This is a genomic window from Bdellovibrio sp. GT3, from assembly GCF_037996765.1.
Classification (GTDB): domain Bacteria; phylum Bdellovibrionota; class Bdellovibrionia; order Bdellovibrionales; family Bdellovibrionaceae; genus Bdellovibrio.
This window is the reverse complement of record NZ_JBBNAD010000006.1, coordinates 258,408-270,818: the sequence shown is the minus strand read 5'-3', so window position 1 is coordinate 270,818 and position 12,411 is coordinate 258,408. Positions and strand designations below refer to the sequence as shown.

The window sequence follows — 12,411 nt, the reverse complement described above, 5'->3', positions numbered from 1 at the left end:
TTAGGAACGCCCGAAGGCTTCAATTAAGAAGCCTTGCCGGGAGCAGACGGTGGAGTCACTGCTGGAGCAGCAACCTGGTCTGGGAAAACGTTTTGACGGGAAAGATTTGGAATGTGTGCGCTCGTCAACAACTCTGTCAACTTACCGCATTTTTCCATCATATCTTCCATCAATTCGTTTTGACGGGAAGTCAGGATAGAGAAGAATACCATCGCTGGAATCGCAACTGCCAGACCCAAAGCCGTCGTATACATGGATACGGAGATACCTTGAGCAAGAAGTTGTTGTTTCAACGCCGGGTCAGCTGCCGCAACCGCTTGGAACGACAGGATCAGACCGTGGATTGTACCCAAAAGACCCATCAATGTTGCAACGTTGGCAAGCATGGAAAGGTAGTGCAGGCGTTTTGTATACAAAGGAACGTTTTCAGACAAAGCGATGTCGTGAGCCTGGAAAATAGTGTCGTCATCACGATCAGCTTTTTCAAGGATCGTTTTGAAAGCAGCAGCCAGAGGTTTTTTCTCAAGTTGTGCGCAAAGCAGAAGTGCTTCGTCATGTTTTTTAGCCAATACCAGAGTTTGGACCTTGCCCATAAACTCATCGACATTCATACCGTACTCTTTGTAGAGCATTTTCGCGCGCTCAGCGATCAATACCAGAGCACCGATACCGGTTAGAAGAATCAGCCAGCCTACGACGCCAGACTCATTCATGAACTTTAAGAATGCCATTTGTTTCCTCCTTGGAACCGCCACCGCGAGACCATTTAGTTAATTGTGTCGAACCAGTCTCTGGCACCTGGAGGAAACGAACAGCATAGTGCAGACCGGATTTTACGTTTAAACGTTGTTTCGAATAGTTCTTTCGGACAATTTCGCAAAGAACATTAAATGCTACAGGATTGTTTTCAGAAACCCTGAAATGCATCATGATTTTTTGACCAAGGTACAGGAGCGGGTCATTCAAAAGGACCAGTGCTCCGTTCTCACTGACGCTCAATGTGTTCCCATCAAAGAACGATTGATCGTTGTGAGCGTAAATTGGAGTTTTCAAATCTTTACGCGGAAATTTTCTTTCAATGAAAGCCCCTGACAAATGATCCTTGGTTTGGATCAAACGAGCCAGACGGTCTTTCGAAAACTCTGGAAGCTCGCCAACGAGTGTCCAGTTTTCAAGGTGCGGAGCCCAGGCATAGTTATAATCCTGAAGCTCTGCATTTTGGATCATCGAGATCATCGAGCGATATTCGTAGGGACCGTATTTCATGTCCCCACGAAGGATATACCATTGCTCAAGATTCGCTGCTGTAGATTGTTCCCCACCCATTATACAATCCTTTTCTTAGATCTTGATCGATTTTGGATCGAAGTTGATTTTCACATCTGCACTAGCTGCCGGAATTGCGGAACCGTGGAAAGTGATAGTCATAGTTGTTGCATCATAAGTCCAGCCGTTTACAGAATCACGAGCCACGATGCTGCCATTCACTGTAACCACGATGGATTCAGGGATTGGCTCACGAGTCAGCTTAAACGAAGATGAAAGTTGGGCGATAGAGTCAGAGATGATTTCCAGTGTTTGACCGAAGTCCGCACACAGGTCACCGTTAATACCGGCAGTTTTCTGTGTGATCTCGTGGTAGCGTTTTGGGAACTTGTCAGAACCTAGAGATTTGCGGCAAGTCTCATCTTGAATTGCAATATTTGAAATCGAGTAGTTTCTGCCGCTGGCGATGCCACCAGTGTATGCGTCCATCCAATCGATAAAGCTTTGTACGGTATACAGATTTGGATTCGTATAGCTTTCATTGATAGTTGAGATTGAACCTGAGTGAGAGAAGTCCTCTTCGTCAGATACAATGATGACTGCCAAGAATGCATCAGGGCGACGGAATGTAGAGTTCGCTGGCAAAGCCAATACGTCCTTCATACTTTGGAATGCGCGCTCGTCACCAGAACCATTGATACCTTGTTTAATAGTATTTACGAAAACAGTTTCAAGGTTCGGAGTATTTTTATCCATCACATAGTAACCGGCATTGTTTCTAAGGCGCGCCAAGGTTGAGCTTTTATACGCGTCTGTTGTTCCAACTGCCATACGGAAGTCATTGTTGTTGCTTTGGAAGCGTTGAATGAACGACTTGAAGTTGTCAGCCAGGTTTTTTTGTGAGGATTGCATGGAGCCGGAATTATCAATGATCCAAAGGATGTCGATCTTTTTCGGAACGTAGGCAGCTTCCTGCTTATAAGAATCAGCGTCAGCGAGGGTCGAGTAAGAACCTCCGCTTTTACCGCAACCAGCAAGCATTGAAATTGCTGAAGCAACTACTACTGATTTGCGAGCGATTTGATTGATCATACGGTTTGCCCTCCTGAGCCCCACCATGTTCGTGATGGATTCAGTTTCGTTTAATTACAGCGAAAACTGAAATTGGCCCCAACCTAGCGATTTTGTTTTTTTATTCAAAATCGGTTTCAGAATGAGGCGCACTAACCCATTGAAATCATACGAGGTGGAGTGTTGAAGCACAGAAAAAATAATTTTCAGTCGTCAACATTATGGACGTTTTGCTGGAAATACCTGTAAGAAATTGGCGCTAAGTCTGTGTTTTTTTAAGAACTTCTCAGAAATTGGAGAACTTTTAGACGAAATATTTGAGCTATTTTTCGGCAAGCTTCTGCGCAGATGTGCGAAGTGTGCGCAAGAATTTGCGTGGAAATGGCTATGAACCCCGCACTGGCCTTGTGAATCCCGGCGGTGTCACTATTTGAAAAAGAAAAACAGTTCGACAGAAATTTCGTTTCAACTATTTTGTCTAACAGAATCATTAAATTTCTGTGGGGTGCTTTTCAATGACGGAAGTTTGTGGCAACGAGTGTCCTGCTTTTTATTTCTTCAGCAGTGCTTTCGCTTTCAACCAATAGCTTTCTTTTTGCTCGGTCGTCAGTAAACCCCAGTCGACACCTTCGGCAGTGGCTAATTCCACCATCTTGTTGAAGCGTTCCTCGAAGCGGGCATTGCCTTTGCGCAAAACTTGTTCCGGTTCCATTTTCAAATGACGGCCCAACTGAGCCAGGGAAAACAAAACGTCTCCCAGTTCGTGTTCGATTTCCGATTCCACGTCGTTATCCAGAGCCTCGCGCAGTTCGTCGAATTCCTCTTCGACCTTCATCATCACGCCTTCAACGTTCTCCCAGTCGAATTTAAACTTTTCGGTGCGTTTGCCTATTTTGTAAGCGCGCTGCAAGGCGGGAAGTGCGGGGACATTCAAGGAATAGGCGGGGCCTGATCCCTTTTCCTGCTTTTTGATTTCTTCCCAGTTTTTTACCACGTCAGCGGAATTTGAAACCTTCACGTCGCCAAACACGTGAGGGTGGCGGCGCACCAATTTTTCTGCCACATTTTCAATCACATCATTCAGAGTAAATGCTCCACGTTCTGAGGCGAGCTGTGAATGTAAAAGCACTTGAAAAAGCACGTCACCCAGCTCGTCTTTCATCTTCTGGTCGCGCTCCAGACCTTTGGTTTCAATGGCTTCCACCAATTCAAAGGTTTCCTCCACTGCGTATTGTGTGAGCGATTCATGAGTCTGGTCTTTGTCCCATGGACATCCATCAGGGCCACGCAGGCTTGCGACGATCTCGACCAAGGACTCAATATTACGTAAATCAGCTGGAGTTTTTGCCATACAGCGCCTCGACTTTCTGATGGAATCGGCTCTATCTTAGCGCAAACACAGAGTGATTTCGACAATTAAGTTAATTCGCGTTACGCTAATTTGGACGTTATCAGGATAAGGACAAGAGTCTTAATACTATGCCTCAGCGTGGAAAAGGTTCCAAGAAAAGCGAGAGTCCTGCGACTCGGGTGAATTACGAAGATCACAGTCTAAAATTTTTGGACTGGGTGGATTCAATTGGCCTGGAGAAAACTTTCTTTGGTCGTGCATTGCACATGCTCGAAGAGCGTTTGTTTGTTCGTCGCGCGGCGATGATTTTCCTGTACTGTGTCCTTCTGTCTTACACCATCTTCTATCAATTCGAAGTTCCGTATAATTTCAGTGTGGGTGATATTGCCAAGTTTGATGTGGCTTCTCCTATAGCCTTTGAGATGACGGATGAGGTCACCACCGAGGAAAAACGTTTTAAAACAGAGAACGCGGTTCCGGTGGTGTATGACTATGACACCAGTGTCTTTGAACGGGTGTCGTTGGGGTTGATTCACTCCTTCCGTTCCATGCGGAATTACTATCGGGAGACGACGTGGCCCAAGCAGCCTTCGGCTTACCGTGGCGCGGTGAAAGATTTCTTCAAATACAAAAAGGAATTTGAATCAGAGCTGGGAAGCCCGGTTTCTGATTTCATGTTTGAGTGGCTGATCGACAACAAGTTCAGCGCGCGCATTGAAGCCGTCATGATTCGTAACCTTGAAAATTGGTACGAACAAAAGATCGCGGAGGCGCCGGATCGGTTTATTCCAGCCGCGCAAACGACAATCGTGGCGCGCGTGGTGCACAGAAACAATCTGGGACGTGAATTCAGCATTGGTCGCAACGAAGTGACGGATATTCAGGACCCGGATCGTTTTGATTTGGATGACCGTAAGGATTTGGAGCGGTTCACTGAAGGGGATCGTGCGAATATACTTTATTTCGCCAGATCATTGCTGGTGCCGAATCTGACTTTGAACAAGCAGGAGACGGCCAGTCGTAAACAGGCGGCTCGTGATGCAGTCATTCCTGTGAATATCACCATCAAAAAGAATCAGGTGATTGTGGCCCAAGGATCGGTGATTCAGCCTTTCCACATGGCCGTTATCAAACAAATTGAAACCATTCAGTCTGACAAACGCAAAGACCTTGCCGCCTTGGCGATGGCATTGGTTCTGTCCATGGCGATCATCGTCTTTTTCTCTTATTTAAAGCGATTTACACTGAATCAGGTTCGGGTCGAGTTCAAAGACTTGGTTGTGATGATGCTGATTGCCTATGGCACCGTCCTTTTCACGAAAGTGTATCTGTTTATCGTTGATGCGGCTTTCGTATCAAAATTGGGACATTTGTTGCCAGCAACATTCTTCCTTTATGCAGCCCCGATTGCGACAGGCCCGATGCTGGTGGGGTTGTTGATTACTTCCGGCGAGATCGTTTGGCTGTTTACCGCTTTCGTGTCGCTGTGCTTGGGAATCATGGTTGATTACAACTACGCTCTGATGCTTTTTAGTATGATCGGCGGTATTGCAGCGGCTCGTGGGGTCTTTAATTGTAAAACCCGTAACGATATTTATTTTGCTGGCGTCAGAACGGGTGTGGTGAACGCCCTGGTCATCGCCTTCGTACTGACGATGACCCGATTTGATCAAGAGGGTGCTGCACGCGAAATTCTTTTCGCCATTCCTGCGGGCTTTATTGGCGGTATCCTGAGTTCTCTGTGTGCGATGATGTTTATCCCGATGTTGGAGTCGGCATTTAACTACACCACTGACGTTAAGCTTTTGGAACTTTCCAATCTGAATCATCCGCTTTTGAAAGACATGATCGTAAAAGCGCCTGGGACTTATCATCACTCCATGATGGTGGGATCCATGGTGGAGGCGGCAGCCGAAGAGATCGAGGCGAATTCGCTCTTGGGTAAAGTTATGTGCTACTACCATGACATTGGTAAAATGGAGCACGCCAATTACTTTATTGAGAACCAAAAGCCGGGGAATAACCCCCACGATCATATTTCTCCGTTCATGAGTAAAACGCTTCTGATTGCCCATGTAAAAGACGGCGTGGAGATGGGTGTTACTTATAAACTGGGTAAACCGATCATTGATGGTATTATTCAGCATCACGGTACGACCCTGATCTCTTACTTCTACAACAAAGCCCTTGATTTGAAAAAAGAGGAGGATCCGGAGATCAGCGATCAGGATTTCCGTTATCCAGGTCCGAAGCCACAGTTTCGTGAGGCCGCCTTGTGTATGCTGGCCGATTCCATTGAGGCGGCGGCGCGCTCGTTGGATGAACCGACTCCGGCACGTTTGCAGAACATTGTTCGCAATATCGTGCAAAGAAAGTTCTCTGACGGGCAGTTGGATGAGTGTAATTTGACCTTGAAAGATATTTCCAAAGTTGAAGCCGCTTTCATTCGTATTCTTTTGGGTATATACCATCAGCGTATCGATTATCCTCGTGCGGCCGGCGGTCAGCTTGGGGAGTCGACTCCCGTGAATAAATAAGGATAATATGCAGGTACTCATCATTAACGAATCAAAGCACTCCGTGCCCCGCAAATTCATTCAGGAATGGATGGACTCGGTCGTGGTGGAGCTTAAGAAACGTAAAGTGATCAATGCCGATAAATCACGTCGTGAATTGACTCTGGTATTTCTGGATAAAAAACCTGCACAAAAGATCAATATGGAGTTTCGTGGAAAGGACTATGCCACGGATGTTTTGTCATTTGACTCCATGGATCCAGGCAGTTTTGGTGAGCTTGTGATGTGCCCTGAAGTGCTGAAAAAACAAGCGAAGGAGCACAAACTCAGTTTCCAAAAGGAGCTGGGATACATGTTGCTGCACGGAACGCTGCATCTCCTGGGATACGATCACGAAACCAATGATAAAGACGCCAAAGAGATGTTCGATCTGCAAGATGCGATCTTTGAGCGATTGCTGCGTAGCCCCACTTGACACCCTGACATTTAGTTATAACTATAGCTGGGTCCGCTGTTAATGCTGCGGACTAGCAGTGGGAATTTAAATGTCGATCATAACCGAATCTTCAGACGTTAAAAAACGTATCAGTTCTCTCGAAAGCTTCGCCAAGGAGCTTCGGGGGTATCTTTGACTTAGACAAAAAGAAAAAACGCCTCGATGAGCTGGCAATTCAAGCGGAAAACCCTGCGTTGTGGGGAAAGCCCGATGAAATGCAAAAGCTTAACAAGGAAAAAAGCCTGCTGGATAAAGCCGTGGGCGAGTTTGATTCTTTTACGAGTCGTTTGAGTGATGCTTCTGTGTTGCTGGAGATGGCGACCGAGGCCACAGATGAAGACAGCTTTGTCGAGGTGAAGGCCGAAGTTTCCTCTCTGGAAAAGTTAGCTGAGGAACTGGAGCTGAAGCGAGTCTTAAATGGCGAGCTTGATGGTAACAGCACCTACTTGTCGATCAATTCCGGCGCTGGTGGGACTGAGTCCTGTGACTGGGCTGAGATGCTTCTGCGCATGTACACGCGCTACGCCGATAAACACGGTTATAAAGTTCAAGTTATCGAGATGACCGAGGGCGAAGGAGCGGGAATCAAGTCCTGCACGCTTCTGATTGAAGGCCCTTATGCTTATGGTTATTTGAAAGCCGAATCCGGGGTGCACCGACTGGTGCGTATTTCGCCTTTTGACTCGAATGCCCGTAGGCATACTTCGTTTTCATCTGTTTTCGCCTGGGCAGAGGTGGATGATGACATCAATATTGAAATTCGGCCCGAAGATTTGAAAGTGGATACCTACCGCTCCAGTGGGGCCGGTGGTCAGCACGTCAATAAAACCGATTCCGCAGTTCGTATGACTCACATCCCGACGGGTGTTATCGTGTCCTGCCAAATCGAACGTTCACAGATTCAAAATCGGGAAAAAGCCTTGAAGATGTTGAAGGCAAAACTTTACGAAATTGAAGTTGAAAAGCGCAACGCTGAAAAAGACTCGATGAATTCCCAAAAGAAAGCAAACGAGTGGGGTTCGCAAATTCGCTCTTACGTGATGCACCCTTATCAGATGGTCAAAGATCACCGTACCGACTTCGAAACCAATCAGGTGGATGATGTGATGGATGGTGATTTGGATGGCTTTATCATGGCTTACCTGAAAGAACAGGTGAATCAGGAAGTGAAACCATCGTGAATAGATCGTCATTAGCCTGGATTTCATGGAAGCTTTTAAATTCAAAAAAAACCATGTTCGGGGGCTCGGCTCCATTGGCATTGTTTGGTTTGATTTTAGGGGTGGCTTCACTGGTTGTCTCTATGGCGGTGATGAGTGGCTTTGAAACCACTTTGCAGACGGCAATGACGGATGTTTCTGGTTCAGTTCAGGTGGTAAAGCGTTCGCGTTTTCCGGATGACTGGAAGGAATTGGAAGAGCGCATTCGCAAAGCGGAGCCGTCCCTGGTCAGTTCCACACGTTTTGTTTTTGTTGAAGGCATCATGGCTCATAACGGTCAGATTTCCGGTGTTTTGCTGGAAGGAATTGATAAAGACCGCGTGAATCAGACTTTGAATTTGGAAAGTCGGGTGAAAGAGGGTTCTGCGGATCTGAATGCGCCGTCGGATGTGCCATTGGCGCTGATTGGTTCTGGTTTGGCCAAAAAAATGGGTCTAAAAATTGGCGATGAATTCCGCGTGGTTTTGCCGATTGCGGATCTGACGGATCCATCCAATTTTAAACGAAAAGTCGGGACCTTCAAATTGCAAGGTGTAGTGGAGCTGGGCAAATTTGAGTGGAACGAACGCTTTATCATGATTGATCTTAATGTCGCCCAGGAAGTGGCGGCCATCGGTGATCGTTACACCGGCTTGATGTTGAAATTTGATGATGCCGAGTATGCGCGAAAAGCCAGCTACAATCTGTCGCAGGTCCTGGGGGCTCCGTATTGGGTTCGTGACTGGCGTGATTCCAATGAAAACCTTTTCGATGCAGTGGCTATTCAGCGTCCCGCCATCTTCTTTGTGGTTTCAGTGATTATCTTTGTGGCGGCATTTAACATCTCCTCCACTTTGTTTGTGAATGTGGTGCAGAGATTCAAAGATATCGCGATTTTAAAAACTGTGGGTTTAAGTCGCAAAGATGTCATTAAGATCTTCACCTTCCAAGGCCTGATCTTGGGTGCTATCGGTCTTGCCGGTGGATTTATCCTGGGACTTATTTTGTGTGTCTTGTTTGTATGGGCTCAGGGGCGACTGGGGCTGATTTCCGGGGCGGTTTATCGTCTGGAAAACATCGAAATCAGTATTCGTTTTATGGATACGATCGCTATTTGCGTGGCAACAATGTTGATTTGTTTTATCGCCACTTTAGCGCCGGCTCGTCGTGGTGCGAATTTGAATCCTATGGAAGGGTTGCGAAATGAATAATCCCGTTAGTAATTTTCTTTCCGTCAGAAACATCCACAAATCTTATCCCAGTGGCAATGGAGAGTTGGAAATTCTTCGTGGCGTGAGCTTGGATATCAACGGCGGTGAGGCTTTGGCGATTCTTGGCTCCTCCGGCGCCGGCAAAAGTACGTTATTGCAAATCATGGGTACTCTGGATCGTCCCAGCTGTGGTGAGGTTACCTTTGAAGGTCGTGATTTGTTGGCAATGAACGATGACGAAATTTCCAAATTTCGTAATGCCGAAATGGGTTTCGTTTTTCAGTTCCATCATTTGTTGAGTGAATTTAATGCAGTCGAAAACGTCATGATTCCTTGTCGAGTGGCAGGGGAGTCTCCAAAAGCAGCAAAAGAAAAAGCGCTGCACTTACTTGAGTTCATGGGACTTGCTGACCGCGCCAATCACTTTCCGAATCAATTATCCGGTGGTGAGTTGCAGCGCATCGCAATTGCACGTGCCTTAGTTCGTCATCCAAAAATTCTTTTCGCCGACGAGCCCACTGGAAATTTGGACTCGAACACGAGTGCAAAGATTCAAGAGTTGTTTTTCCGTCTGAAAGAAGAGATGCAGTTGGCCTTGGTCATCGTGACGCATGATCTTACTTTCGCGACCAGATTCCCAAAAGTTTACAGAATGAAAGACGGCCTCTGGGTCTAAGAATAGTTGCAGAAAAACCACCATTGCCGCTCAGCGCGTCAGGGTGGTCGTTTTTGGTGTACTAGACTTAGGTAGTGGGCTACGATTTCACAGTTTAAAAGGTAACTATCGAGAAATCTTTGAGATTTTTGAAAAAGATTTTTAAAAACGAACTCTTTGTGGGTTCCCTCTCGGTTGGAGAATTCGAACTTTGATTAAGCTTCTGTTTACTTTGTTATTAGTGACTGCAACGTCAACGGCGATTGCGGCTCCCAAGAAAAAAGCAGCGCCCAAGAAAAATGGGACAGCGGTTGCGCAACCTAAGAGTGCGACTTCAGGTCTTACTATCAAGTCCATTGAAGTTGTGGGAAATCGCAAAATTGAAAAAGATGCGATTCTTAGCAAAATCAGCTCCAAAGTGGGAGTTGAGTACAACGCCACTGCAATCAGAGCCGATGTTCAAGCTCTGTTCAATTTGGGTTATTTCAACAATATCGAAGTGGATCGTCAGGTTTCCGGCAAGGAAACGGTTTTGACTTTCAAAGTTTTGGAAAAACCTTCCATCGCTGAGATCACTTACGAGGGCAACAACGAAATTAAAGCCGAAGATATCGCTGAGGCGACGGGTATCAAGGCTTACCAGCTTTTGAATATGTCCAAAGTGAAAGAAGCTGTTGAGAAAGTTCAAAAGCTTTACGAAGACAAGGGTTTCTTCCTGGCGCGCGTGGATGCTGAAGTTCAGGACATCACAAAAGATGAGACTGTTCGTCTGGTTTTCAAAGTGCGTGAAAACGACAAGGTTAAAGTTCGTAAGATCACTTTCCTTGGAGCTAAGAATATTTCAGAAACTGAATTGAAAAGTAAAATGATCACGCAAGAGGGTGGTTATTTCTCTGCGATGTCTGGTTCCGGCCAGTATAAGCAAGAGGCTTTTGATCGTGATGCGCAAATCGTGCGTTTTATCTATTTCAATCAAGGTTACGTGCAGGCAAAAATTGACCGCCCGCAGGTGACAGTGACTCCGGATAAGAAAAACATCTACATCACTTTCCACGTGGAGGAGGGTGAGCAGTACTCTGTTGGGGATGTGGATTTCGCCGGTGACATTCTGTTCCCGAAATCAGAATTGTACGATGCCATTAAACTTGATGAAAACGGCGTTTTCTCCTATGAGGTTCTGCAAAAGGACATCAGTGAGTTGACGGCGAAATATGGTGACCTGGGTTATGCCTTTGCCAACGTTATCCCGCGCACGCGGGCCAACGACAAAGAACGCAAAATGGACCTGGTGTTTGAGTTCGACAAGGGCCAGAAGGTTTACTTCGGTAAAATCAATGTTGTCGGCAATACCAAAACCCGTGACAAGGTTGTTCGTCGTGAGTTGAAGGTGCGTGAGGGTGAGTTGTACAACGAAACCCGCCGTCGTCAATCCATGGAGGGCATCCAGCGTCTGGGCTTCTTTGAGGACGTGAACTTTAAAACATCCGTGGATCCTGAAAAAACGGATGTTATGAATGTTGATATCATCGTTAAGGAACGTAATACGGGGCAAATCCAATTGGGTGCCGGTTACGGAACATCACAAGGTTTCACTTTGCAGGGTTCAGTTCAGCAAACGAACTTCCTGGGTAAAGGTCAGAACTTGGGTGCGAGCTTGAATCTAAGTGGTACCGGCAGTTTCTATAACTTGTCCTTCACCGAGCCGTACTTTAACGACACCGAGTGGTTGTTGGGTGGCGATATCTACAGCAGTACCAATACAGGCCGTCTGGATTACGACGAGAAGCACACTGGTGCCTCTGTCAGAATGGGCCGTCCTTTGGCAGAATTCACTCGTGGATTCTTGCGCGCAAAGTACGATAAGTCTGATCTAACGACGCGAAATAATGCCGATGGAACACCTATTACGGATACGGACTTGTTCCCATTGGAGACAGCTTCTGGTGAAACGATCTCGTTAACTGGAACGGTGGAGTACGATACGAGAAATGACCGTTTCTCTCCGACCAAAGGTATCTTTGCTTCGGCTTCTTATGAGTACGCAGGCTTTGGTCAGTTGAAATACAACCGTGCCAGCACGCGCTTTAACTTCTTTAAAAATGTTTTCTGGGATGTGACTTGGAGAAATAATCTTCAGTACGCGCGCATTGATGGGCTTGACGGCCAGGATGTGCCATTCAATGAGTTGTACTTACTGGGTGGTCCCTACTCGTTGCGCGGTTTCAGATCATACCGTGTCGGTAAAATGAAGTTCTCGCAGAAGATATATAATGAAAGTATTGCTGAAGGTATGACTCCGGATCAGGCCAATATTGAAGCCATGCGTTTTTACGGTGGTACTCAACAGGCCATGTATCAGACAGAGTTGCAATTCCCATTGGTGAAAGATGCGGGTATCTTTGGTGCCGCGTTCTTTGATATTGGTGCGGCAGACGATGTTTTGAGCGGCGACACCTTCTTTTCAGACATGGGTTTCGGTATCCGTTGGTATTCACCAATCGGGGTCTTAAGATTTGAGTGGGGCTTCCCATTGAATCGTGACCCGAACTACCACGATGCTTCGGTGTTTGAGTTCTCAATTGGTCCAAGTTTTTAATTTAGTGGTTTAAGTTAAGTTATTTTTAAGAGAAGAAAATTTTAGGGAGG

10 protein-coding genes are annotated in these 12,411 nt (G+C 46.3%); 6 read left to right on the top strand and 4 right to left on the bottom strand.

Going from position 1 to position 12,411, the window contains the following annotated elements; genetic code table 11:
- Window positions 1-23: 23 nt before the first annotated feature.
- From AAAA73_RS16645 to mazG, 4 genes are all read right to left on the bottom strand, one after another.
- On the bottom strand, window positions 24-731 hold the full coding sequence (locus tag AAAA73_RS16645; RefSeq protein WP_340599624.1) for a MotA/TolQ/ExbB proton channel family protein: 708 nt from the start codon (window positions 729-731) through the stop codon (window positions 24-26).
- The gene (locus AAAA73_RS16640; RefSeq protein ID WP_340599623.1) at window positions 706-1,326 is read right to left on the bottom strand and encodes a PilZ domain-containing protein; all 621 of its coding nucleotides are present in this window, start codon (window positions 1,324-1,326) and stop codon (window positions 706-708) included. Before AAAA73_RS16640 ends, AAAA73_RS16645 begins: the two co-directional genes overlap by 26 nt.
- Window positions 1,327-1,341: 15 nt before the next feature.
- Window positions 1,342-2,358, bottom strand: a complete 1,017-nt coding sequence (locus AAAA73_RS16635; RefSeq protein WP_340599622.1) for a hypothetical protein — start codon at window positions 2,356-2,358, stop codon at window positions 1,342-1,344.
- Window positions 2,359-2,887: 529 nt separating this feature from the next.
- Window positions 2,888-3,688 carry a nucleoside triphosphate pyrophosphohydrolase gene (mazG, locus tag AAAA73_RS16630; RefSeq protein ID WP_340599621.1) on the bottom strand — a complete coding sequence of 267 codons (801 nt, stop codon included), beginning with the start codon at window positions 3,686-3,688 and terminating at the stop codon, window positions 2,888-2,890.
- Window positions 3,689-3,816: 128 nt separating this feature from the next.
- On the opposite strand from mazG, the gene AAAA73_RS16625 reads away from it, so the two are divergent.
- The 6 genes from AAAA73_RS16625 to bamA all read left to right on the top strand — a co-directional run bounded on the left by AAAA73_RS16625 (window position 3,817) and on the right by bamA (window position 12,361).
- A complete protein-coding gene (locus tag AAAA73_RS16625; RefSeq protein ID WP_340599620.1) occupies window positions 3,817-6,225 on the top strand; it encodes an HD family phosphohydrolase in 2,409 nt (802 codons plus the stop codon).
- Window positions 6,226-6,232: 7 nt separating this feature from the next.
- Window positions 6,233-6,679, top strand: a complete 447-nt coding sequence (gene ybeY / locus AAAA73_RS16620; protein ID WP_340599619.1) for an rRNA maturation RNase YbeY — start codon at window positions 6,233-6,235, stop codon at window positions 6,677-6,679.
- A 149-nt stretch (window positions 6,680-6,828) separates the two neighbouring features.
- Entirely contained in the window at window positions 6,829-7,881 is a 1,053-nt protein-coding gene (gene prfB, locus AAAA73_RS16615) for a peptide chain release factor 2 (protein WP_413583505.1), read from the top strand.
- Entirely contained in the window at window positions 7,878-9,110 is a 1,233-nt protein-coding gene (locus AAAA73_RS16610; RefSeq protein ID WP_340599617.1) for an ABC transporter permease, read from the top strand. The genes prfB and AAAA73_RS16610 overlap by 4 nt, the downstream gene beginning before the upstream one ends.
- On the top strand, window positions 9,103-9,786 hold the full coding sequence (locus tag AAAA73_RS16605; protein WP_340599616.1) for an ABC transporter ATP-binding protein: 684 nt from the start codon (window positions 9,103-9,105) through the stop codon (window positions 9,784-9,786). Before AAAA73_RS16610 ends, AAAA73_RS16605 begins: the two co-directional genes overlap by 8 nt.
- Before the next feature lie 190 nt (window positions 9,787-9,976).
- Entirely contained in the window at window positions 9,977-12,361 is a 2,385-nt protein-coding gene (gene bamA / locus AAAA73_RS16600; protein ID WP_340599615.1) for an outer membrane protein assembly factor BamA, read from the top strand.
- Window positions 12,362-12,411 lie beyond the last annotated feature (50 nt).